Annotated in this window: 18 protein-coding genes; 4 read left to right on the top strand and 14 right to left on the bottom strand. The window is 55.0% G+C overall.

All coding sequences use genetic code 11. The features are described from left to right. Nucleotides 1-106: 106 nt before the first annotated feature. The 4 genes from cmk to EnteroDNA1_RS21220 form a co-directional block, all read right to left on the bottom strand. The gene (gene cmk / locus EnteroDNA1_RS21235) at nucleotides 107-790 is read right to left on the bottom strand and encodes a (d)CMP kinase (RefSeq protein WP_013097305.1); all 684 of its coding nucleotides are present in this window, start codon (nucleotides 788-790) and stop codon (nucleotides 107-109) included. Nucleotides 791-975: 185 nt separating this feature from the next. Further along, the gene (gene aroA / locus EnteroDNA1_RS21230) at nucleotides 976-2,259 is read right to left on the bottom strand and encodes a 3-phosphoshikimate 1-carboxyvinyltransferase (RefSeq protein ID WP_029739498.1); all 1,284 of its coding nucleotides are present in this window, start codon (nucleotides 2,257-2,259) and stop codon (nucleotides 976-978) included. Between the two features lie 69 nt (nucleotides 2,260-2,328). After that, nucleotides 2,329-3,417: a 3-phosphoserine/phosphohydroxythreonine transaminase gene (serC, locus tag EnteroDNA1_RS21225; RefSeq protein ID WP_069303884.1), complete on the bottom strand. Its 1,089-nt coding sequence runs from the start codon at nucleotides 3,415-3,417 to the stop codon at nucleotides 2,329-2,331. A 162-nt stretch (nucleotides 3,418-3,579) separates the two neighbouring features. Then, nucleotides 3,580-4,272 carry a DUF421 domain-containing protein gene (locus EnteroDNA1_RS21220; protein WP_023310994.1) on the bottom strand — a complete coding sequence of 231 codons (693 nt, stop codon included), beginning with the start codon at nucleotides 4,270-4,272 and terminating at the stop codon, nucleotides 3,580-3,582. Between the two features lie 127 nt (nucleotides 4,273-4,399). Between EnteroDNA1_RS21220 and ycaO the strand changes: the two genes are divergently transcribed. From ycaO to pflA, 4 genes are all read left to right on the top strand, one after another. Next, a complete protein-coding gene (ycaO, locus tag EnteroDNA1_RS21215) occupies nucleotides 4,400-6,160 on the top strand; it encodes a 30S ribosomal protein S12 methylthiotransferase accessory factor YcaO (RefSeq protein WP_048976855.1) in 1,761 nt (586 codons plus the stop codon). Nucleotides 6,161-6,566: 406 nt separating this feature from the next. Further along, nucleotides 6,567-7,424 (top strand): formate transporter FocA, encoded by an 858-nt coding sequence (focA, locus tag EnteroDNA1_RS21210; RefSeq protein ID WP_008499974.1) that lies wholly within the window; start codon nucleotides 6,567-6,569, stop codon nucleotides 7,422-7,424. A 51-nt stretch (nucleotides 7,425-7,475) separates the two neighbouring features. Then, on the top strand, nucleotides 7,476-9,758 hold the full coding sequence (gene pflB / locus EnteroDNA1_RS21205; protein ID WP_033145088.1) for a formate C-acetyltransferase: 2,283 nt from the start codon (nucleotides 7,476-7,478) through the stop codon (nucleotides 9,756-9,758). Nucleotides 9,759-9,962: 204 nt separating this feature from the next. After that, nucleotides 9,963-10,703: a pyruvate formate lyase 1-activating protein gene (pflA, locus tag EnteroDNA1_RS21200; RefSeq protein WP_023310991.1), complete on the top strand. Its 741-nt coding sequence runs from the start codon at nucleotides 9,963-9,965 to the stop codon at nucleotides 10,701-10,703. A 36-nt stretch (nucleotides 10,704-10,739) separates the two neighbouring features. On the opposite strand, the gene EnteroDNA1_RS21195 is transcribed toward pflA, so the two are convergent. The 10 genes from EnteroDNA1_RS21195 to lrp all read right to left on the bottom strand — a co-directional run bounded on the left by EnteroDNA1_RS21195 (nucleotide 10,740) and on the right by lrp (nucleotide 24,779). Then, entirely contained in the window at nucleotides 10,740-11,261 is a 522-nt protein-coding gene (locus EnteroDNA1_RS21195) for an anti-virulence regulator CigR family protein (protein ID WP_069303883.1), read from the bottom strand. A gap of 123 nt (nucleotides 11,262-11,384) precedes the next feature. Next, the gene (locus EnteroDNA1_RS21190) at nucleotides 11,385-12,533 is read right to left on the bottom strand and encodes an MFS transporter (protein WP_069303882.1); all 1,149 of its coding nucleotides are present in this window, start codon (nucleotides 12,531-12,533) and stop codon (nucleotides 11,385-11,387) included. A 275-nt stretch (nucleotides 12,534-12,808) separates the two neighbouring features. Further along, entirely contained in the window at nucleotides 12,809-13,672 is an 864-nt protein-coding gene (locus EnteroDNA1_RS21185; protein WP_069303881.1) for a dimethyl sulfoxide reductase anchor subunit family protein, read from the bottom strand. Between the two features lies 1 nt (nucleotide 13,673). Then, nucleotides 13,674-14,291, bottom strand: a complete 618-nt coding sequence (locus tag EnteroDNA1_RS21180) for a DMSO/selenate family reductase complex B subunit (RefSeq protein ID WP_047061494.1) — start codon at nucleotides 14,289-14,291, stop codon at nucleotides 13,674-13,676. 10 nt (nucleotides 14,292-14,301) lie between these two features. Beyond that, nucleotides 14,302-16,746 carry a dimethylsulfoxide reductase subunit A gene (dmsA, locus tag EnteroDNA1_RS21175; protein WP_069303880.1) on the bottom strand — a complete coding sequence of 815 codons (2,445 nt, stop codon included), beginning with the start codon at nucleotides 16,744-16,746 and terminating at the stop codon, nucleotides 14,302-14,304. Nucleotides 16,747-16,957: 211 nt separating this feature from the next. Further along, on the bottom strand, nucleotides 16,958-18,250 hold the full coding sequence (gene serS / locus EnteroDNA1_RS21170) for a serine--tRNA ligase (protein ID WP_008499983.1): 1,293 nt from the start codon (nucleotides 18,248-18,250) through the stop codon (nucleotides 16,958-16,960). A 92-nt stretch (nucleotides 18,251-18,342) separates the two neighbouring features. Next, nucleotides 18,343-19,686 carry a replication-associated recombination protein RarA gene (gene rarA / locus EnteroDNA1_RS21165; protein ID WP_033145084.1) on the bottom strand — a complete coding sequence of 448 codons (1,344 nt, stop codon included), beginning with the start codon at nucleotides 19,684-19,686 and terminating at the stop codon, nucleotides 18,343-18,345. Between the two features lie 9 nt (nucleotides 19,687-19,695). Next, nucleotides 19,696-20,310 carry an outer membrane lipoprotein chaperone LolA gene (lolA, locus tag EnteroDNA1_RS21160; protein ID WP_023310983.1) on the bottom strand — a complete coding sequence of 205 codons (615 nt, stop codon included), beginning with the start codon at nucleotides 20,308-20,310 and terminating at the stop codon, nucleotides 19,696-19,698. A 128-nt stretch (nucleotides 20,311-20,438) separates the two neighbouring features. Continuing rightward, complete coding sequence (locus EnteroDNA1_RS21155; protein ID WP_069303879.1) at nucleotides 20,439-24,149, bottom strand: DNA translocase FtsK 4TM domain-containing protein; 3,711 nt, start codon at nucleotides 24,147-24,149, stop codon at nucleotides 20,439-20,441. A gap of 135 nt (nucleotides 24,150-24,284) precedes the next feature. Continuing rightward, a complete protein-coding gene (lrp, locus tag EnteroDNA1_RS21150) occupies nucleotides 24,285-24,779 on the bottom strand; it encodes a leucine-responsive transcriptional regulator Lrp (RefSeq protein WP_000228469.1) in 495 nt (164 codons plus the stop codon). Between the last annotated feature and the right edge of the window lie 41 nt (nucleotides 24,780-24,820).

Here is a 24,820-nt window from a genome sequence, read left to right as displayed (position 1 = left end):
ATCTTCAGGTTAATATTAACGTCCACCTGGCTCCGTGCCGGATGGGGTTGTTTCACATACCCGCCGTCAATCCCTTGCAGCGGGGGTACTGCTAAATCGGTCGCGATTACGCGAGTGCCAGTTTTTGGCGCGCATATTGTAGCGCTTTTTCAATCACTTGCTCAATAGTTAAACTGGTTGAATCCAGAACTAATGCATCTTCTGCAGGAACAAGTGGGGCGACGGCGCGGTTACGATCGCGGTCATCGCGCTCTTTTATCTCGGATAAAAGGCGATCAAAGTTAACACTAAACCCCTTTTCCTGCAACTGAAGCATGCGGCGTTGAGCACGTTCTTCCGAAGAGGCGTCAAGGAAAATTTTCACTGGCGCATCAGGGAATACCACGGTTCCCATATCGCGTCCGTCAGCGATCAGCCCCGGGGCTTCACGGAACGCGCGCTGACGACGTAACAGTGCCTCGCGAACGCGCGGGAACGCCGCGACCTGAGAGGCCGCATTAGCTACTTCCTGCGTACGGATTTCGCCGCTCACGTCTTCCCCTTCAAGGATGACTTCCAGGTTGCCATCGGTCGATACGAAACGCACATCCAGATGCGCAGCCAGCGGAACCAGCGCTTCTTCAGACGCGACATCCACATGGTGATGCAGCGCGGCCAGCGCCAACACGCGATAGATTGCTCCCGAATCTAAAAGATGCCATTGCAATGCTTCCGCCATCGCTTTGCACAGAGTACCTTTCCCTGCGCCACTCGGCCCATCAATGGTGATTACCGGGGCAACTGCCGTCATCTTTTTCTCCTTAAATAAGGCATACCGTTTACATGAACGCCGCGCATTATACGCGCCAACGTGCGCAACTGTTACCTTTGCGTGCAAATTACGGAATGATTGAAGCAGAGTGTAGAAGAAATGAGCGGAGGTGTTCGTAATGAAGCGTAAGCAAATGCCGCATCGGGCGATGCGGCAATACGTTATCAGGCCAGCGTGCTAATGCGTGCCAGCTGTTCGAAGTAGTCCGGGAAGGTTTTCGCGGTACATTTCGGGTCAAGAATGGTGACTGGCGTGTCTGACAGCGCCACCAGCGAGAAGCACATCGCCATGCGGTGATCGTTATAGGTGCCGATTTCCGCAAACTGCAGTTTAGCCGGAGGGGTCACGCGAATGTAGTCTTCGCCCTCTTCCACCTCGGCACCGACTTTTCGCAGCTCGGTCGCCATCGCGAACAGGCGGTCCGTCTCTTTTACGCGCCAGTTGTAGATGTTACGCAGCGTGGTAGTGCCTTTGGCAAACAGCGCCGCCGTGGCAATGGTCATCGCCGCATCCGGGATATGGTTCATGTCCATGTCGATGGCGTTCAGCTCGCCGTGAGTACAGGAGATGAAGTCATCGCCCCAGGTGACAATGGCGCCCATTTTTTCCAGCACGTCCGCAAAACGGATGTCGCCCTGCACGCTGTTACGGCCAATACCGGTCACTTTTACCGTGCCGCCTTTAATCGCACCCGCGGCCAGGAAGTAGGACGCGGATGACGCATCCCCTTCAACCAGGTAGTTGCCCGGAGACTGGTACTGCTGCGCCCCGCGCACCACGAAGCGCTGATAAGACTGGTTTTCCACCTCAACGCCGAAGGTTTTCATCAGATGCAGCGTGATATCAATGTACGGTTTGGAGACCAGCTCACCTTTAATGGTGATAACCGTATCCTGCGGTGCCAGCGGCGCGGTCATCAGCAGTGCCGTCAGGAACTGGCTGGAGACGCTGCCGTCCACCTCGACGTGACCGCCGGTAAAACCGCCTCGCAGACGCAGTGGCGGATAGTTTTCCTGCTCCAGATACTCAACCTGCGCGCCGCCCTGACGCAGAGCATCCACCAGGTGACCAATCGGACGCTCTTTCATGCGAGGTTCGCCGGTCAGCACAATGTTGTTGCTACCCAGGCACAGGGCCGCCGCCAGCGGGCGCATCGCGGTACCGGCGTTGCCCAGAAACAGCTCAAGCTCTTCGCCCGAGCGCAGCGCGCCGCCGTTGCCGGTCACTTCGCAGCGGGTACGATCGTCGGAGAGAGTGTAATGAACGCCCAACGCTTTCAGCGCATTGAGCATATGGCGCACGTCATCGCTGTCCAGCAGGTTTGTGAGGACGGTGGTGCCGTTTGCCAGAGCTGCCAGCAGCAGAGCGCGGTTCGAGACACTTTTTGAACCAGGCAGATTGATGGTGCCATCTACCCGCGCGATAGGTTGTAACGTCAGGGATTCCATGAAAACTAAACTCTCAACTCAACATAATAAAAACCCCGCAGGGACGCTGCGGGGGTGAAAAACAGCAAATTAACCGTGACGACGTTCGAAGTCGATCATGAAATCCGTCAGGGCTTTAACGCCTTCCAGCGGCATCGCGTTATAGATGGAGGCACGCATGCCGCCAACGACACGGTGACCTTTGAGCGCATGCAGACCTGCCGCGAAGGACTCTTCCAGGAACACTTTGTCCAGGCTGCTGTCCGCCAGCTGGAACGGCACGTTCATGCGGGAACGGTTCGCTTTCGCCACATCGTTGCGGTAGAAATCGCTCTTGTCGATCACGCCATACAGCAGTTCAGCTTTCTGCTGATTGACCTTGTCCATCTGCGCCACGCCGCCGTTTTGCTTCAGCCATTTGAAGACCAGGCCGGAGAGATACCAGGCAAACGTTGGTGGGGTGTTGAACATCGAATCGTTATCGTTCAGCACGGTGTAATCGAGAATCGAAGGACAGGATTTATGTGCTTTACCCAGCAGGTCTTCACGCACAACGACGATAGTCAAACCGGCCGGGCCGATATTTTTCTGCGCGCCCGCATAGATAACGCCGTAGCGGCTGACATCAATTGGCGCAGACAGAATGGTGGAGGAGAAGTCGGCGGCAACCACGACATCGCTACCGAAGTTTGGCGTCTCGTCGATGGCAATCCCGTCAATGGTTTCGTTCGGGCAGTAGTGCAGATACGCTGCGTTATCGGAAAGCTGCCACTCGCTCATTGGCTTCACGGCGCGCAGACCGTCAACGGTCACTTTGGCGTCGATAACATTCGGCGTGCAGTATTTATGCGCTTCTTTAACGGCGCTTGCCGCCCAGTAACCTGCGTCAACGTAGTTAGCCGTCGTTTTGTCACCGAGAATATTCAGCGGAACGCCTGCAAACTGGCCGCGTCCACCGCCGTGACAGAACAATACTTTGTAGTTCGAGGGAATATTCAGCAGATCGCGAAAATCCTTTTCTGCCTCTTCCGCCACCTGAATAAACTCTTTACCACGGTGGCTGATTTCCATCACCGACGTACCGAGACCGTTCCAGTCACAGAGTTCCTGTTGAGCCTGTTTAAGCACGTCTGCCGGTAACATTGCCGGACCTGAACTGAAATTAAAGACTTGAGCCATTTCCCCTCACCACGCTAAAAGCCATAAGTTATAACTGTGGATATCGGTTTTATCATTCAGTGACACGCGCCGCAATGTCTAAAACTTATGACCCGTGAAATGTGCCCCGCGTCACACAAAACAATCTGCCGCCTCGCCAGGACAAAACCGACAAAATGGCTGTCAGGTGATGCGTTTGGCCCGGCTAACCTTCGTCCATTCCGGATTTGCACAGCGGGGGCATAATTGGCGATCCCCCGGCTGCATCGCGACTACATGGCTACATCTTACGCAAGCATACTCGCCTGACTCAGGTACGGTTCTGAAACGCTCGATCAGCATATCCGGCAGGATACACAGTCCCGGCTTCACCTCGTCGTCAGAATAGTAATAGACGCTGATCTGCCCGTTGGTTTCCATGATCGCCAGACGCACCTGCCCGAGCTGTTCAACGCTGTTCAGGCGAAGCTCCATAAAGAACTCAAACTCGGTCATATTGGCGCTTTGTACATTTTCCCAGGCCAGCTGTCCGTCCTCGACGATAACGACCGGCTTCCCTTCAAGCAGATCTTCCAGCTTTTCGCTTTTCGACATCAGCCACATGACAAGACGGTAAAGTAGCGCCAGTGAGACAAAAACGATAAACACCGGCACCATCGGCACGTCGTCATAAAAGGCGACGTCACCCGCCGCCGAGCCCAGCGTAAGGATGATCAACACCTCAAAGAGCGACATCTGCCGCACGCCGCGGCGGCCGGTGATTTTAAGAAACAGGAAGACGAGGACGAAGGTATACAGGCTGCGCAGCGCCACTTCGCCCAGAAATTCAGGAGGAACTTTATCAAACGCCATCCGCTGGAGATCAAATGCTTTCATTTTTCTATGCCTTTACAGTCAGTTACTGCCACTAAGCATAGCCCAGCCTTTTATTTTCGCCGAAGATAGCACCCGTCACGCAAAACCCGTATCATTGCGCGCTTTACGTACGATAAAAGTGAACGCCATGACTCAAACGTTTATCCCCGGCAAAGACGCCGCTCTGGAAGATTCCATCGCTCGCTTCCAGCAGAAACTGACCGACCTGGGTTTTAACATCGAAGAAGCCTCCTGGCTCAATCCGGTACCTCACGTCTGGTCCGTGCATATTCGCGATAAAGACTGTGCCCTGTGCTTTACCAACGGTAAAGGCGCGACAAAAAAAGCGGCACTGGCCTCTGCGCTGGGTGAGTATTTTGAGCGTCTGTCCACCAACTATTTCTTCGCTGACTTCTGGCTGGGCGAAACCATCGCTAACGGCCCGTTCGTTCACTATCCAAATGAAAAATGGTTCCCGCTGACCGAAGATGACGAGCTGCCGGAAGGTATTCTCGACGCGCGCCTGCGTGCCTTCTACGATCCAGACAGCGAACTGACCGCCAGCATGCTGATCGATCTGCAGTCTGGCAATGAAGACCGTGGGATCTGCGCCCTGCCGTTCACCCGTCAGTCTGACGAGCAGACCGTATATATTCCGATGAACATCGTCGGCAACCTGTATGTGTCCAACGGTATGTCCGCCGGTAACACCCGCAATGAAGCACGCGTGCAGGGTCTGTCTGAAGTTTTCGAACGCCACATTAAAAACCGCATCATCGCTGAATCCATCAGCCTGCCAGAAATTCCGGCAGACGTGCTGGCGCGCTACCCGGGCGTAGTGGAGTCCATCGCTAAGCTGGAAGCAGAAGGTTTCCCGATCTTTGCCTATGACGGCTCGCTGGGCGGTAAGTATCCGGTTATCTGCGTAGTGCTGTTTAACCCGGCCAACGGTACCTGCTTCGCCTCATTCGGCGCGCACCCTGACTTCGGCGTGGCGCTGGAGCGTACCGTTACCGAGCTGCTGCAGGGCCGTAGCCTGAAAGATCTCGACGTCTTCACCCCGCCAACGTTTGACGATGAAGAAGTGGCCGAGCATACCAACCTTGAAACCCACTTCATCGACTCCAGCGGTTTAATTTCCTGGGATATGTTCAAGCAGGACGCCGACTATCCGTTCGTGGACTGGAGCTTTGCCGGTACCACGGAAGAAGAGTTCGCCACGCTGATGGCGATCTTCAACGCGGAAGATCGGGAAGTTTATATTGCCGACTACGAACACCTTGGCGTATACGCGTGCCGCATTATTGTTCCAGGCATGTCCGACATCTACCCGGCTGAAGATCTGTGGCTGGCGAATAACAGCATGGGCGCGCACCTGCGCGAAACGCTGCTGGCTCTGCCGGGCAGCGAGTGGGAGAAAGAAGATTATCTGAACCTGATCGCCCAACTGGACGAAGAAGGCCACGATGACTTTACCCGCGTACGCGAACTGCTGGGCCTGGCGACCGGTAAAGACAACGGCTGGTATACCCTGCGCATCGGTGAGCTGAAAGCGATGCTGGCCCTAGCGGGTGGCGATTTGGATCAGGCCCTGGCCTGGACCGAGTGGACCATGGAATTCAACCAGTCGGTCTTCTCTGCCGAGCGCACCAATTATTACCGCTGCCTGCAAACCCTGCTGCTGCTGGCCCAGGAAGAGGATCGCGAGCCGCTGCAATACCTGAATGCTTTCGTGCGGATGTACGGAGCTGAGGCCGTAGAAGCAGCCAGTGCAGCCCTGAGCGGCGAAGCGCCGTTCTATGGTCTGCAGGCTGTTGATAGCGATCTGAAAGCCTTCCCGGCGCATCAGTCGCTGCTGAAGGCCTACGAAAAACTGCAGAAAGCAAAAGCCGCTTACTGGTCAAAATAAGCGCACATAACATTACCAGCTGTAGGCGTATTCAATCGTCTGGGCTATATTACGGGGCAATTTCATTGCCCCGTTTTTTATTTTCTTCGGCAATGACTGTTGATTGTAATAATAAAGTTAAACATGGGTAAATATAATAATATTTACCTGGGCTTTACTGTTACTTTTTATGGTAAATACTCCATATTAATTAACTGCGTCAGAGGTGGCTGAACGAAAAAATTCAACTCTTTTCATAACTTTTAAAATTTATTTTTATACGGATAATCAAATACTTACTCCGCATTTGCTGTAAAACCATACACACTGCGGGCCTATAAGCCAGGCGAGATATGATCTATATCAATTTCTCTTCTATAATGCTTTGTTAGTATCTCGTCGCCGACTTAATAAAGAGAGAGTTAGTGTGAAAGCTGACAACCCTTTTGATCTTTTACTCCCTGCTGCGATGGCCAAAGTTGCCGAAGAAGCGGGTGTCTATAAAGCAACGAAACACCCGATGAAGACGTTCTATCTGGCGATCACGGCTGGTGTGTTCATCTCTATCGCTTTCGTCTTCTACATCACCGCCACCACCGGTACTGCCGGAATGCCTTTCGGCATGGCCAAACTGATTGGCGGCATTTGCTTCTCACTGGGTCTGATTCTCTGCGTCATCTGCGGCGCCGACCTCTTCACCTCAACGGTGCTGATTGTCGTGGCAAAGGCCAGCGGAAGAATTACCTGGGGTCAGCTGGCACGCAACTGGCTTAACGTCTACGTGGGTAACCTGGTTGGCTGTCTGCTCTTTGTTTTGTTGATGTGGCTTTCTGGCGAGTACATGACCGCCAACGGTGGCTGGGGCCTTAACGTCCTGCAAACCGCCGACCACAAAATGCACCACACATTTATCGAAGCCGTTGCTCTCGGCATCCTCGCTAACCTGATGGTCTGCCTGGCTGTATGGATGAGCTACTCGGGTCGTAGCCTGATGGACAAAGCCTTAATTATGGTTCTGCCGGTTGCGATGTTTGTTGCCAGCGGCTTTGAGCACAGTATCGCGAATATGTTCATGATCCCAATGGGCATTGTCATCCGCGACTTTGCAAGCCCGGAGTTCTGGACCGCAGTTGGTTCATCCCCGGAAAGTTTCTCTCACCTGACTATTATGAATTTCATTACTGATAACCTGATCCCTGTCACTATCGGGAACATTATCGGTGGGGGTCTGTTAGTTGGGTTGACATACTGGGTCATTTACCTGCGTGGCGACGATCATCATTGATGGTTTTCTCAGGCAGTAAATAAAAAATCCACTTAAGAAGGTAGGTGTTACATGTCCGAGCTTAATGAAAAGTTAGCCACAGCCTGGGAAGGTTTTGCGAAAGGTGACTGGCAGAATGAAGTAAACGTACGTGACTTCATTCAGAAGAACTATACCCCGTATGAAGGTGACGAATCCTTCCTGGCTGGCGCAACTGACGCGACCACCAAGCTGTGGGACAGCGTAATGGAAGGCGTTAAACTGGAAAACCGCACTCACGCGCCAGTTGATTTTGACACCTCCGTTGCTTCCACCATCACTTCTCACGATGCTGGCTACATCAACAAAGCCCTTGAGAAAATCGTTGGTCTGCAGACTGAAGCACCACTGAAACGCGCAATCATCCCGTTCGGTGGTATCAAAATGGTTGAAGGTTCCTGCAAAGCGTATAACCGCGAGCTGGACCCAATGCTGAAAAAAATCTTCACCGAATACCGCAAAACCCACAACCAGGGCGTATTCGATGTTTACACCAAAGACATTCTGAACTGCCGTAAATCTGGCGTTCTGACTGGTCTGCCAGATGCGTATGGCCGTGGCCGTATCATCGGTGACTACCGTCGCGTTGCGCTGTACGGTATCGACTTCCTGATGAAAGACAAGTACGCGCAGTTTGTTTCCCTGCAGTCCGATCTGGAAAACGGCGTAAACCTGGAAGCGACTATCCGTCTGCGTGAAGAAATCGCTGAACAGCACCGCGCGCTGGGTCAGATCAAAGAGATGGCGGCAAAATATGGCTGCGATATCTCTGGTCCTGCGACCAACGCTCAGGAAGCCATCCAGTGGACCTACTTCGGCTACCTGGCCGCTGTTAAGTCTCAGAACGGTGCAGCAATGTCCTTTGGTCGCGTATCCACCTTCCTGGATGCGTACATCGAACGCGACATCAAAGCAGGCAAAATCACCGAGCAAGACGCTCAGGAAATGATTGACCACCTGGTCATGAAACTGCGTATGGTTCGCTTCCTGCGTACTCCTGAATACGATGAGCTGTTCTCTGGTGACCCAATCTGGGCAACAGAATCAATCGGTGGTATGGGCGTTGACGGCCGTACTCTGGTAACCAAAAACAGCTTCCGCTTCCTGAACACCCTTTACACCATGGGTCCTTCTCCGGAGCCGAACATCACCGTTCTGTGGTCTGAAAAACTGCCTCTGAACTTCAAGAAATTCGCCGCTAAAGTGTCCATCGATACCTCTTCTCTGCAGTACGAGAACGATGACCTGATGCGTCCGGACTTCAACAACGACGATTACGCTATCGCTTGCTGCGTAAGCCCAATGGTTGTTGGTAAACAAATGCAGTTCTTCGGTGCGCGTGCAAACCTGGCGAAAACCATGCTGTACGCAATCAACGGCGGCGTTGATGAAAAACTGAAAATGCAGGTTGGTCCTAAGTCTGAGCCGATCAAAGGCGACGTTCTGAACTTCGACGAAGTGATGGAACGTATGGATCACTTCATGGACTGGCTGGCTAAACAGTATGTCACTGCGCTGAACGTAATCCACTACATGCACGACAAGTACAGCTACGAAGCCTCTCTGATGGCGCTGCACGACCGTGACGTTATCCGCACCATGGCGTGTGGTATCGCTGGTCTGTCCGTTGCTGCTGACTCCCTGTCTGCAATCAAATATGCGAAAGTTAAACCAATTCGTGACGAAGACGGCCTGGCTGTAGACTTCGAAATCGAAGGTGAATATCCGCAGTTTGGTAACAACGACTCTCGTGTTGATGACATGGCGGTTGACCTGGTAGAACGTTTCATGAAGAAAATTCAGAAACTGACTACTTACCGTAACGCTATCCCGACTCAGTCTGTTCTGACCATCACCTCTAACGTTGTGTATGGTAAGAAAACCGGTAACACCCCAGACGGTCGTCGTGCTGGCGCGCCATTCGGCCCAGGTGCTAACCCAATGCACGGTCGTGACCAGAAAGGTGCGGTTGCCTCTCTGACTTCCGTTGCTAAACTGCCGTTTGCTTACGCGAAAGATGGTATCTCTTACACCTTCTCTATCGTGCCAAACGCGCTGGGTAAAGACGACGAAGTGCGTAAAACTAACCTCGCGGGTCTGATGGATGGTTACTTCCACCACGAAGCGTCCATCGAAGGTGGTCAGCACCTGAACGTGAACGTCATGAACCGTGAAATGCTGCTCGACGCGATGGAACACCCTGAGAAATATCCTCAGCTGACCATCCGCGTATCTGGCTACGCAGTACGTTTTAACTCCCTGACTAAAGAACAGCAGCAGGACGTTATCACCCGTACTTTCACTCAGTCCATGTAACTGGAATTGACTGAAATCACGCGTTAAAAAGCGTACAATAAAGGCTCCACGTCAGTGGGGCCTTTTTAGCACCCTCTCCACCTCAGTCTCTTTTGTCCGCTATCTATACTCTATGGATATCAGCCAAAACAGACTTCAACACAGCCGGCTTTGAGCTGTGCATACTCAGGCCCCGGACGGGCCGATGCTGGAGATATCACCGCAATGTCAATTATTGGTCGCATTCACTCCTTTGAATCCTGTGGCACCGTCGATGGCCCGGGTATCCGTTTCATCACCTTTTTCCAGGGCTGCCTGATGCGCTGCCTGTACTGCCATAACCGTGACACCTGGGATACGCACGGCGGTAAAGAAGTGACCGTTGAAGACTTGATGAAAGAGGTGGTGACCTACCGCCACTTTATGAACGCGTCCGGCGGCGGCGTCACCGCATCCGGCGGTGAAGCCATTCTGCAGGCCGAATTTGTCCGCGACTGGTTCCGCGCCTGCCATAAAGAAGGCATTCATACCTGCCTCGACACCAACGGCTTTGTGCGCCGCTACGATCCGGTTATCGACGAGCTGCTTGAAGTGACCGATCTGGTGATGCTCGATCTTAAACAGATGAACGATGAGATCCACCAGAACCTCGTTGGCGTCTCAAACCACCGCACGCTGGAATTTGCCAAATACATTGCCGATAAAGGCATCAAAACCTGGATCCGCTACGTGGTGGTTCCCGGCTGGTCAGATGACGACGACTCCGCGCACCGCCTGGGGGAATTTACCCGCGACATGGGCAACGTCGAAAAAATCGAGCTTCTGCCCTATCACGAGCTGGGTAAACATAAATGGGTGGCGATGGGCGAAGAGTACAAACTTGATGGCGTGAAGCCGCCAAAAAAAGAGACGATGGAACGCGTCAAAGGTATTCTTGAACAGTACGGCCACAAGGTGATGTATTAAAGAAAAGGCCCGGTGAGAACCGGGCTTTTTTATATTCTATTTAAAGACGCCGTTAATAACGGACGTCACGATGGCTGTACTCAGCGCAATTAAGACCAGGTCGTCTCCGACCACGCGCCATTCATAGCCAGGGTAGGAAGGAAGCTGGCCCAGCATTGAGGCCGGCACGGTTTTCTTCGCAATGCCCGGAGGCAACGGCTTACCGCGCGCCAGGTTTTTCGCGATACCCGGAGGCAGAGAGTCATAGCCCGTTAAGCCATAATTCAGCGCCAGATGGCGGGCATGATCGAAGCTCACGCGAGCGTCGACATCGTTACCGACATCTTTACTGCTTTTAAAGCTTTTATCCGATTTTCCAGGGTTATCCTGACCGTTATTTTGCTTATTGCCATGGTTACCAGAATTCCCGTTACCATGATTACCGCCATTACCTTGCCCGCCACCGTTTCCGTGACCACCGCCATTCCCGTTTCCAGGATTAGCCATGACCGAAGCCGTTGCAAACGTTAAAGACAACACTACGGCAAGTGCGGTAGTGGAAAAACGACGAATAGACATGATTGCTGCCTTATAGTGGTAGGACTCACATGAATTATCGCCTGGCGCAATAAACAAACAATAAGTAAAACTCTTAGTTGTGACAGGGACAAAAAAGCCTGTCATCGACAGGCTTTTATTTAATCAGGCATGTGCCACAGGCGTTGGATGCTCGCCTGCTTTGCGCAGCAGCATCAAGAGATAAATAAACGACACGCTGGCGATCATGATAAACAATAAATTATCGGAATAATTCTGCATCAGCATCGCGGTAAACGTCGGCCCTAATAAACTGCCGATGGTATAGCTCAGTAACAGCGCCTGGTTCATTGCCACCAGCTGGTGATGTTCAACTTTCTCACAGGCCCAGGCCATCGCGACCGGATAGAGCGTAAAGCCGGCCGCCCCGAGAATAAACAGCGCAGGCGCCATCGCGGCGTTGCTGAGCATGGCAAGGCATCCCATGATGACCACAAAGACCTGAACGCGCAGCACCAGCAGACGGCCGAAACGATCCGCCAGTCGGCCAATCGGCCACTGCCCGACGATGCCCGCACTCACCATGACCGCCATCCAGAAACCAATTCCGGAATCGCTGACGCCTTGATGATTCAGATAGAGCGGCATCAGGCCGTAGAGCGAGCCCAGTACAATCCCCGAGATAATGCAGCCGTTAACGCCAAGACGCGCCTGACGGAGTCTGAGCATCGGCCAGACGTGGGTCGCTTCCTGATGCTCGCTGTTCTGGTTCACAATGCGCGTGAAGATCAGCGGCAGGATCGCGGCGAGCACCATGCTCGTTACCCACGGCAGAACGCTCATCAGGTCGGTTGGCAGCTTGCTGACCATCAGTTGACCCAGCACGGTGCCGATGTAGTAAACCATCATATAGGCCGCCAGCAGGCGTCCACGGTTGCGCGAAGTGCCGCTGCACATCAGCGCGCTTTCAACCACCACCCAAATCATCGCGCAGCCTACGCCTGCGATAAAGCGCCATGCCATCCAGCTCCAGAAGCCGACCATCAGGCCCAGTCCGGCACACCCGGCGGCGAAAATCAGCGAAGCCAGATAATAGCTGCGATTAAAGCCAAAGCGCTTAATCAGGCTCCCGGTCATTAGCGTACCCAGCAGGTTCCCGGTAAAAAAGGACGAGCTGACCATACCCACCTGCCAGGTCGGTAAGTTTTCATGGGCGAGCCATAGCGGGACGAGCGTATTTAACACTGCGATCGCCAGGGTCAACAGAAGCAGGCCACAGAGCAACAGAAGCACTGGCCGGGTATAGGTGGTCATGGATTAAAAACCGTGAGGAAGTTCAGATTTCGTGCGCATCATGCCACTGGCAAAAACAAAGTCAATCCACTGATTTAGCCGCCTCGCACAATATGTTCCCTGTCGATTTAAAAAACTTATCCTGCTAATGCCACGCCTGCTATAGATATTAATTATGTGTCTGTTTTTATTTATTAATGGGCGAAATTAAAACAAAACGACAGTCGAAAAATTTCATGATCGAAAAAAGAAAAAGCCGGGCACTCAGGCCCGGCTTGATATAACTCAATGCAACGTTAACTGGCGATAGCCATACCAACGGTCATATGCAACCCGTAGAACACACCGCGGCCAATCAGTTCACCCGCCAGGACCAGCACAAAGGCCAGTGACAGCAGCGGCAGCGCGGGCTGATAACCTTTAAGCTGAGGAGCGATCCAGAATACCAACGCCGCGACCAGCAGAACGATGCGCCAGGCCATCAGAGAACCGTAGTCCGGCACCAGGGCAGAAGCCTGCTGGATAGAGCTGTGAATGGTTGCCAGTTCTGCCCCCTGCATCAGGGCGACCATCGCACTCACCACCAGCGCCAGCAGCGAAACAGCCGGCAGCAAATGCATTGCCCACCCGTCTACGCCCGCCACGCGCAGCAGCAGGTAGCCCAGCAGCGGCCCGCCGATAAACATCGTCAGGAAGAAGCTCATCGGCGTCCAGACGCTGTACCAGGTTGGAACGGTATCGATGGTGTTATAGACGCGCACCATCATCCACACGAACACCACGCCCAGCACCATGGTCACGATCAGCCACAGGCTGCGCAGACCCGCAGGCAATTTCTTCAAAGCGGCCAGCAGCCAGCCCAGCCCACCGACGGCAAAGAAAATTGCCCCGCTGGCAATCTCGTTACTGAGGGACGATGCCCCTACGCGGTTCAGAGAGTTAAACGCGCGCATCGGCGAACCCAGGTGCAGCGTAGAGGCGATAAAGCCAATTCCCATCAGCACCCACAGGCCAAACATGCTCAACACTAAACGCTGCTGCTGTTCGGCATTGAGATTCCCCTTCAGCAGCGCCAGCGCGAGCACAATGAAACCGCCCGCCACACACTGGCCAAAGACCGTGAAGATCATCAGCGGCCATTCATGCCATCCACTTCCCATCTCACACCTCCTTCGGATTTGCCAGGTAGCCGGTGGTGTCACCTGTAGGACGGCTGTTGGCGTTAGGTTTAATCACAATGCTCGGCTTCGTGAAGTGCGCAGACGGCAGCGGTGCCACTGCGGCAAGCTGACCGTGTTTTTGACGCAGCTCTTCAATCGGGCCGAAGTCCAGCGCGCGCAGCGGACAGGACTCGACGCAAATCGGCTTTTTGCCGTCCGCCACGCGGGTGTGGCAACCGTCGCATTTGGTCATATGACCTTTGGCGGCGTTGTACTGCGGCGCGCCGTACGGGCACGCCATGTGGCAGTACCGACAGCCGATGCAGACATCTTCGTTCACCACCACAAAACCGTCTTCACGCTTGTGCATCGCCCCACTCGGGCAGACCTTGGTGCAGGCCGGATCTTCACAGTGGTTACAGGCAATCGACAGGTAATAGGCAAAGACGTTCTGATGCCAGACGCCGTTATCTTCCTGCCAGTCGCCCCCGGCGTATTCGTAGATGCGGCGGAAGCTGACGTCCGGGGTCAGGTCTTTGTAATCTTTACAGGCCAGCTCGCAGGTTTTGCACCCGGTGCAACGGCTGGAATCGATAAAAAATCCATACTGGGTTGTCATCGGCTACTCCTTAAACCTTTTCAACCTGGACAAGGTTTGTGTGGGATGGGTTGCCCTTCGCCAGCGGCGACGGACGCTGCGTGGTCAGTACGTTAATACTGCCCGCCTGGTCGATGCGGTTGGCATCAGGGCTGTACCAGGCCCCTTCCCCCAGCGCCACCACGCCTGGCATCATGCGCGGCGTCACCTTAGCTTCAATGTGAACCTCGCCGCGGTCGTTGAAGATACGCACGCGATCGCCATTGCTGATGCCGCGTGCTTTGGCATCCATCGGGTTGATCCACATCTCCTGACGGCAGGCGGCCTTAAGTACTTCGACATTGCCGTAGGTGGAGTGAACGCGCGCTTTGTAGTGGAAACCGGTCAGCTGCAGCGGGAATTTCGCCGTCAGCGGATCGTTATAGTTCTCGAAACCTGGCGTGTAGATCGGCAGCGGATCGATAACATCCCCTTCCGGCAGCTCCCAGGTCGACGCGATTTTTGCCAGCTCTTCTGAGTAGATTTCGATTTTGCCCGACGGCGTGGTCAGCGGGTTCGCCTGCGGATCTTCACGGAACGCTTTGTACGCCACGTGGTGCCCTTCCGGATCGCGCTGTTTGTACATCCCCTGCTTGCGGAAGGTATCGAAATCCGGCAGGTCAGGGACCGCCTTACGGGAGAGTTCATGCAGATGGCGCATCCAACCTTCCTGAGTACGCCCCTCGGTAAACTGCTGCTCAACGCCAAGGCGTTTCGCCAGCTCAGAGGTCATCTCATAAATGGTTTTGCACTCGAAGCGCGGTTTAATCGCCTGGTCGGTAAAGATCACGTAGGACATGTTGCCGCAGGAGGCGTCCAGCGCGAAATCCATCTGCTCAGAGGCGGTGCAGTCCGGCAGCAGGATATCGGCGTATTTCGCCGAGGAGGTCATGTGGCAGTCGATGACCACAATCATCTCGCACTTCTTATCATCCTGCAGGATTTCATGGGTACGGTTGATTTCGGAGTGCTGGTTGATGAGACAGTTACCGGCATAGTTCCAGATCATCTTGATCGGCACGTCCAGCTTGTCCTTGCCGCGCACGCCGTCGCGCAGAGCGGTCATTTCAGGACCACGTTCGATCGCATCGGTCCACATAAACATGGAGATGCTGGTCTGAACCGGGTTATCCAGCGTCGGCATGCGTTCGAACGGTACTTCATACGAGCCTTCACGCGCGCCGGTGTTACCGCCGTGAATACCGACGTTGCCGGTCAGAATGGAGAGCATGGAGATGGCGCGAGTCGCGATTTCGCCGTTCGCATGGCGCTGCGGTCCCCAGCCCTGGCTGATGTAGGCCGGTTTGGCCGAGCCAATCTCACGCGCCAGCTGAACGATACGCTCGGGCGGAATACCGGTGATGGTGGACGCCCACTCGGGCGTTTTCGCCACGCCGTCGCTGCCCTGCCCGAGAATATAGGCTTTGTAATGACCGTTAGCAGGCGCGCTGGCTGGCAGGGTTTTCTCGTCATAGCCGACGCAGTATTTATCCAGGAAAGGCTGATCGACGAGGTTTTCTGTGATCATTACCCACGCAAGCGCCGAGACCAGCGCTGCATCTGTACCCGGACGGATTGGGATCCACTCGTCTTCACGTCCGGCGCCGGTGTCGGTATAGCGCGGATCGATAATGATCATGCGGGCATTGGATTTGGCGCGGGCCTGTTCGAGGTAATAGGTTACCCCGCCGCCGCTCATGCGGGTTTCGCCCGGGTTGTTACCGAACAGGACGACCAACTTACTGTTTTCGATATCGGACGGGCTGTTGCCGTCCGCCCAGCCGCCGTAGGTGTAGTTCAGGCCCGCAGCAATCTGCGCCGATGAGTAGTCACCATAGTGATTAAGATAACCACCGCAGCAGTTCATCAGACGTGCCACCAGCGTTTTACCCGGTGGCCAGGAGCGGGTCAGCGTACCGCCGAGCGTCCCGGTGCCGTAGTTCAGGTAGATGGATTCGTTGCCATACTCTTTGATAAGGCGCTGCATATTGGTGGCGATAATGTCGTAGGCTTCATCCCAGCTAATCCGCTCGAACTTCCCTTCCCCACGCTTACCGACGCGCTTCATCGGATATTTCAGACGGTCCGGATTATACACGCGACGACGCATGGAGCGGCCGCGCAAGCAGGCGCGAACCTGATGTAACCCTTCATAGTTATCGTCCCCGGTGTTGTCGGTTTCGACATATTTTATTTCGCCATCCACTACGTGCATACGCAGCGGACAACGGCTACCGCAGTTTACGGTACAGGCACTCCACACCACTTTTTCCGGAGCTGAGGCTGGGGATAGTGCATCAGCCGCTGAGGCCAGTCGGGTAAAAGGAAGCGTGAAGGCGCTGCTGGCTACGGCCAGGCCGCCTATTGCCGTGGTTTTCATCAACCCACGGCGAGTGACCTCGGCAGCCATTAATGCTTCAGGCGCGTTGATTTTCATAGAGACTCACTTTGGTTGCTCACAAAGAAAAGAGTGGCGGCGCAAACCGCTATGTAGTTTTATATACAACGAATTTTTACGTAATCAGCTTTTTATGCTGACTTTCATTCGGAGGAGTATTACTACTTTAGAGGGAGGGGGTATTGCGTCGTGTCAATTCAGAGGCATAAAAAAAGCGCCCAAAGGCGCTTTTTTGTTGTGAGGCAAAGAATTAGCCGATGTACTGCTGGCCTTTCATGTATGGACGCAGCACTTCAGGGATCTCAATACGACCGTCTGCCTGCTGGTAGTTTTCCAGCACGGCAACCAGCGTACGGCCCACAGCCAGACCAGAACCATTCAGGGTATGCACCAGACGGGTTTTCTTGTCAGATTTGCTGCGGCAGCGTGCCTGCATACGACGCGCCTGGAAATCCCAGACGTTAGAGCAGGAGGAGATCTCACGATAGGTGTTCTGAGCAGGCACCCACACTTCCAGATCGAAGGTTTTGCAGGCGCCAAAGCCCATATCACCGGTGCACAGGGCCATACGACGGTACGGCAGGCCCAGCAGCTCCAGCACTTTCTCAGCGTGGCCGGTCATCTCTTCCAGCGCGTCCATGGACTCTTCAGGGCGGACGATCTGCACCATCTCAACTTTGTCGAACTGGTGCATACGGATCAGACCGCGCGTGTCGCGACCGTAAGAACCTGCTTCAGAACGGAAGCACGGTGAATGTGCCGTCAGCTTAATTGGCAGATCGTCTTCATCGATGATCTCATCACGCACGAGGTTAGTCAGCGGCACTTCAGCGGTTGGGATCAGCGCGTAGTTGCTGCTGTCTGCTTCCTCGTCCAGCGGACGGGTATGGAACAGATCGCCGGCAAATTTCGGCAGCTGGCCCGTACCGTACAGCGTATCGTGGTTGACCAGATACGGCACGTAGGTTTCACTGTAGCCATGCTGCTCGGTGTGCAGATCCAGCATGAACTGCGCCAGCGCGCGGTGCAGATGGGCAATCTGGCCTTTCATCACCACAAAACGGGAGCCGGTCAGCTTAACCGCTGCCGCAAAGTCCAGGCCCGCGTGCATTTCGCCCAGCGTCACGTGATCGCGCACTTCGAAGTCAAACTCACGAGGCGTACCCCAGCGTTTCACTTCAACGTTGTCGTTTTCATCTTTGCCGACAGGCACGCTGTCGTCAGGAATATTCGGGATAGCCAGGGCAATATCACGAATCTCGGCCTGAAGAACGTCCAGCTCAGCTTTAGCCTGATCCAGTTCTTCACCCAGTTTGTTCACTTCCAGGCGTAATGGCTCAATATCTTCCCCGCGCGCTTTCGCCTGGCCGATGGATTTCGATCGAGAGTTACGCTCTGCCTGCAGATTTTCAGTTTGTACCTGCAGAACTTTACGACGCTCTTCGAGAGCGCGCAGCTTATCTACATCCAGCTTAAAGCCCCGGCGTGCCAGTTTTTCAGCGACTGCGTCTGGCTCATTACGCAGCAGATTGGGATCGAGCATGCTTATCCTGTGCTTATCGAATTAAAATAGGAAAATGTGACCACAGCCTGCGGCCACAAGGATACATTGCCAACATTACCGCAACGATTGAACTAACGGTAGCGTTTTATAGGGCTATTTTGATCCTGTCCGGCGAGCCAGGTGAGCTTTTCACCAATCTTGCCTTCAAGACCTCTGTTTGTGGGGTGATAATAGCGCGTTTGTGCCATCTCCTGCGGGAAATATTCCTCCCCGGCAGCGTAGGCATTGGGTTCATCATGAGCGTAACGATACTCCTGCCCATACCCCATCTCTTTCATCAGTTTGGTCGGCGCGTTACGCAGGTGAACCGGCACATCGTAGTCCGGACGTTCACGCGCGTCGGACATCGCCGCTTTAAAGGCGGTATAAACCGCATTGCTTTTCGGCGCGCAGGCCAGATAAACAATCGCCTGCGCAATGGCACGTTCGCCTTCCGCAGGTCCAACGCGGGTGAAGCAGTCCCAGGCCGACAGCGCAACCTGCATGGCGCGAGGATCGGCATTGCCGACATCTTCTGACGCAATCGCCAGACAGCGACGCGCGACATATAACGGATCGCCGCCCGCAGTGATAATGCGCGCGTACCAGTAAAGCGCCGCATCCGGCGCGCTGCCGCGCACGGACTTATGCAGCGCCGAGATCAGGTCGTAAAAACGGTCGCCTTTGTTATCGAAACGCGCGCTGCGCTCCCCCGCAATTTCGGTGAGCAGTTCCGGTTTCAGCACCCGCTTCCCGGCATCGTCGATTTCGGCCATATCGGCCATCATTTCCAGCGTATTCAGCGCACGACGCGCATCGCCGTTGACCAGCTCGGCAATCGCACGACGCGTGTCGTCAGGCAGAACGATATCCTGTCCGCCGTAGCCGCGCGCTTTGTCGTCCATCGCCTGGGTGAGAACCTTTTCGATATCCTCGGTGGTGAGCGATTTGAGCAGGTAAACGCGCGCGCGGGAAAGCAGCGCCGAGTTCAGTTCAAACGACGGGTTTTCGGTGGTCGCACCGATGAAGAAGATCGTGCCGTCTTCAATATGCGGCAGGAAGGCATCCTGCTGGCTCTTGTTGAAGCGGTGGACTTCGTCCACGAAGAGGATGGTACGCCGCCCGGCGTTGCGGTTCTGCCGCGCACGCTCGATCGCCTCACGGATCTCTTTCACGCCGGAGGTGACCGCCGAGATACGTTCAACGTCCGCGTTGGCATAGCGGGCGATAACTTCTGCAAGCGTAGTCTTGCCGGTGCCAGGGGGGCCCCAGAGGATCATGGAGTGAAGATGCCCGGCCTCAATGGCGCGCGGCAATGGCTTACCGGCAGCCAGCAGATGTTGCTGGCCGATGTACTGCGCTAAATTTTCTGGCCGCATACGGGCGGCCAGAGGTTGAAACGCGTTATCTGAAAAATCGAGCGACAGATTGCCCACTCACGCCTCTTACTTATTGCGTTGGTCGTCCACCGTTACGCCCTGCGGCGGGGTAAAGGTGAATTTCGATGCATCAACGGCGCCGTTTTGCTGAGACTTGAGCTGGTAGCTGCTGCGCTGATCGTCCTGCTCAACCGCGCCAAACTGATTAATCGTACCGTTGGTGCTTACGTTAATGGTGAACTGCTTCAGGTTGCCGTTACTGCCTTTCGGCGTCAGGACAAACTCGTCACCCGTCTGTTTAATATTGTACTGCTGCCAGTCGCTGGACTGGTTACGGGCAATCAGCATAAACGGCGTATTGCTGGTGGCATCTTTCAGCCAGGTCGCCGTTGCCTGCTCAACGAACGGGTTGAAGAACCATAAGGTTTTGCCGTCAGAGACCAGGATGCTCTCATCCGGCTGGGTCATGTGCCAGTTGAACAGATTTGGGCGTTTTACCCACAAATCTCCCTGACCTTCCTGCACCGCGTTGCCGCTGCCGTCAGTCACTTTTTGCGTGAAGCTGGCGTGGAAGCTGCTTACTTTATCCAGTCGGCTTTTAAGGTCGCTGGCTGCATCAGCCCAGACGCTGCTGGCGACAAAACTGGTGAGTAATGCACAGGCGATGGCGATTTTTTTCATTGTTATTCCTTAAAATACGTCTTCCCGATATGGGGTTTCCGTCTTCTATTCTGGACCTGCCCGAAGGCAGGCGACAGAAGAAAATGCTTAATTTTGGCTGATTTACCCTTCTTTGCAATCGCTGTAGGTTAATCAAACGGCGGTGGTGCCAGCACCTCGCGGTTACCGTTATGCCCCTGCTCGCTCACAATACCCTGCGCTTCCATCTGCTCGATGATGCGCGCTGCGCGGTTATAGCCGATGCGGAACTGACGCTGCACGCCAGAGATGGACGCTTTGCGTTTTTCGGTAACGAAGTTAACCGCCTGATCGAATAACGGATCCAGCTCTTCGCCGCCGTCGAAGCCACCGCCGCCGCCTTCGCTTTCCGTGTCGCTGGTAATACCGTCAACGTATTGCGGACGACCGCGCGCCTTCCAGTCCTGCACGACGGCGTGAACTTCCTCATCGCGGACGAACGCACCGTGGACACGCACCGGAGAGGTGGAGTTCGGGCCGGAATAGAGCATATCACCCATACCCAGCAGCGACTCTGCGCCGCCCTGGTCAAGAATGGTACGGGAGTCAATTTTACTGGATACGGTAAAGGCGATACGCGTCGGGATGTTCGCTTTGATAAGACCAGTGATCACGTCCACGGAAGGACGCTGGGTCGCCAGCACAAGGTGAATACCGGCCGCACGCGCTTTCTGCGCCAGACGGGCAATCAGCTCTTCTACTTTCTTACCGACGGTCATCATCAGGTCAGCGAATTCATCGACCAGCACGACGATATAAGGCAGCTTTTCCAGCACCGGATGCTGGGCATCCATGCTGTCACCCGGCTTCCAGTAAGGATCCGGGATCGGACGCCCCATGCGCACAGCCTGGGCAATTTTCTCGTTATACCCGGCCAGGTTACGCACGCCCAACGCAGACATCAGCTTGTAGCGGCGTTCCATCTCATTGACGCTCCAGCGCAGGGCGTTGGCGGCGTCCTTCATATCGGTGACCACTTCGGTCAGCAAATGTGGGATGCCTTCGTAGACCGACAGTTCGAGCATTTTCGGGTCGATCATAATGAAACGCACTTCTTCCGGCTGCGCTTTATAGAGCATGCTGAGGATCATGGCGTTCACACCGACAGACTTACCGGAACCGGTGGTACCTGCTACCAGCAGGTGAGGCATTTTGGCGAGATCCGCGACTACCGGATCGCCAGCGATATCTTTACCCAGCACCACGGTCAGCGGAGATGGGTTATCGCGGAATTTGGTGTTATCCAGCACTTCACGCAGGTAGACGGTCTGACGTTTCTTGTTCGGCAGCTCAAGGCCAACGTACGGTTTGCCCGGTATCACTTCCACCACTCGCACCGCAACGGTCGAGAGAGAACGCGCCAGGTCGCGGGACAGGTTGGAAATACGCGCGGCTTTAACGCCGGGCGCCAGGTTCAGTTCAAAACGGGTGATCACAGGACCCGGCGAGTAGTTCACCACGTCCGCTTTGATGCGGAAGTCAGCCAGACGCGCTTCCACCAGACGCGCCATCTGCTCCAGCGCGAAGGTATCGACCGGCTCCACTTCTGACGGCGGAGGCGTTAACAGATCCAGAGACGGCAGCGGCGTGCTTGGACGCTGCAGCGGACGGCTGTCACCGTTACGCATCAGCAGAGGGTGAATCAGACTTTCCTGCGGCTGAGGCGCAGGCTGCTGGAACTGCGGCGGCTGTGGTGGCTGCTGCGGTTGCTGAACAGGTTGATGCGGCTGCGCATACGGCTGCTGAACAGGCTGCTGCGGCTGCGCGTAGGCCTGTGATGCTGGCTGCTGGCGCACAGGCTCAGCTTCCGGCATCACGCTAGGGGTAAATAAAGGCTCGCTCGGGCCATCATCCACCAGATCCTTCATCGGCGAGAATTCAAAATCAGACAGCGAGAACGGATTTGCACCAGCCGGTTGTTCACCTGAATAGCGCTGCTGCTGGGTGGCGGCAAACTGGCGCGCCAGTTCTGCTTCAGCCGCGTCCTCTTCGTCTTCCAGCATAGGTTCATCGTGCTGGTATTCATTACCGTAGCGCTGATTCTGCTGCGCGGCGAACTGACGGGCCAGCTCGTCCTGCTGCATTTCATCGGCGTCATCTTCGTACTCAGGCTCGCGCGCTTTCTCTTCCGCCATACGCTGGGAAGGCAGCCTGATGCCATAAGAGGCAAGCTCACGACGGGTTGGAACGCGAACGCGGTTAGGGCGAGGCAGTTGCGGACCAATCCCCTCTTTCACCTGAGGACGTGGCGCGCCACTGGTTGCCAGGCTAAAAACAGGTGCAGCCACGGCAGCGGCCGCGGTAGCCTGCTTCACGCTTTCCGCTACGGGTGCGACTGCAGGCGTCGGGTCGATCGGTGGAACGGAAACAGAAGGCGCTTTCGTCACCGGCTCCTGCACCGGTTCAGGCACAGGCTGGTACCAGGCCGCCAGCTGCTCGCGTTCACGCGCGCGACGCTCTTCAACTTCTTCAAAATAGTACATCGGCGGACGAGAGGGTTTTACCTCTTCCACGATTTCAGGTTCAGGCTGCGGCTCTACATAAGGCTGCACAGGTTCAACCGGTTCAGGCACATACTCCTGATAAGGTTGGGCCACAGGCTGTTCATAGTGCGGGTACTCTTGTGGTTCATACGAAGGCTGCGGCGGCTGATATGGCTGCTGCCACTGCTCCTGCTGCACAGGGATGTAGCTCTCTGGTTCAGGTGCGATAACCGGCTCCGGCGTGTGAACGCCTGGCGCAGTCTGCCAGTCAACCTGAGGCTGCTGAATAACGGATTCCGGCGGCGAAACCGGCGCGGATGGCATCACGGCATCGACAGGCGCGGCATACGCCTGCGCAGCGGTCGTCGCGGCTGCGGCGGCTGCAACCGGCTCGGTAACCGAGTGGCCATTTAACAGCGGATCGTATTCGTCGAAGTCACCCGGAGTGGCCCGGCTGCCGGAGAAGAGCACATCGTCAGGATCGACGGCGACACCCGCAGCGCGATACGCCACCTGCTCGTCTTCATCCATGCGTTTACCGGAGAAGAGCGCCGCATCGGTTTTACGACCCAGCGGGTTGGCAAATTTCTCTGCAACACGCTGACGACGCGCCAGCGCGCCGCGCAGAATACGCGCACGACGAGACTCGCGACGCTGCACAGGCGCGTCATCTTCCTCTTCATCTTCGTATTCGTCTTCATCAACCCACGTATCGTCACGGCGGGTACGGTTGCTGGCGAAAGTCAGAATGGTGAGGATAAAACTTCCGATCTTCTCAGCAATGCTTACCCAGGACCAGCCGGTAAACAGCGTCAGCCCGGCCGCCCAGATGCAGAGTAGCGCCAGCGTGCCGCCGCTGCTGTGCAGCATCGGCTGCAGCGCAGAACTGAGTAAACTGCCGATCACTCCGCCAGAGGCGAAGTACCAGATATCATCCGCATTGATTGCCGCCAGCCCGCACGAGGTGAGGATCAGCGCCAGCGCGCCAATCAGGCGCAGCGACACGGCAAAATAGTCGATGTAATCATCGTTCTGACGATGACGCCACGCAAACCAGCATCCGCCAATGATAATGACGGGAAGGGTGTAGGCCATCACACCGAAAATGAAGAACAGCGTGTCCGCAAGCCAGGCACCGGGGACACCGCCTAAATTATGGATAGGCTCATGCCATGCAGTTTGTGACCAGCTGGGATCTGAGGGGTTGAAACTGAGTAAGGCTGCCATCAGCCAGACGGCAAAAAGGGCAATAACAATCAGCAAAGCCTCGAGGAGACGACGTCCGCTGCTTAGCTTCGATAGTGTGACTTCTTTGTCTTCAGTGTATTCCTGGCTCAAAAAAGGCTCTCCAGGTATCAGGCATATCCTGCCTTTTTGCTAAAACGGACAACAGCGCCGGGACTCCCCGGCACTGTTGCTGTATGGATTAACAGGAGTGTAATCAAACTACGCTGATTTTGCACCTGTTCCGTGTTAGCGCGTCTTAATAACCAGACGATTGCTCTGTTTGACCTCTTCCATCACCACATATGTACGGGTGTCGTTCACGCCTGGCAGACGCAGCAGGGTTTCCCCCAGCAGCTTACGGTAGGCGGACATATCAGGCACACGGGTTTTCAACAGGTAGTCGAAATCACCGGATACCAGATGACACTCTTGAATTTCTTCAAGTTTTTGTACAGCGGCGTTAAATTGCTCAAACACATCCGGCGCACCACGATTCAGAGTAATCTCAACAAATACCAGAAGTGAGGCATCCAGATAATGCGGGTTCAGCAGAGCAGTATAGCCCTGAATGAAACCCTGTCTTTCCAGTCGGCGCACACGCTCAAGGCACGGCGTCGGGGAAAGTCCCACACGTTTTGAAAGCTCGACGTTGGAAATACGCCCATCCTTTTGCAATTCATTAAGAATGTTACGATCGATACGGTCGAGATCTTTGCCAGGGCGCTTCTTGCTATCTACCATTATTATTGTCTCTCTGTATTCCTTCCCTACTCCTGCCTGGA

It is taken from the genome of Enterobacter sp. HK169, from assembly GCF_001719105.1.
GTDB classification, from domain to species: domain Bacteria; phylum Pseudomonadota; class Gammaproteobacteria; order Enterobacterales; family Enterobacteriaceae; genus Enterobacter; species Enterobacter asburiae_B.
The sequence above is the reverse complement of the archived record's forward strand: the minus strand, read 5'-3'. Positions and strand labels throughout refer to the sequence as shown.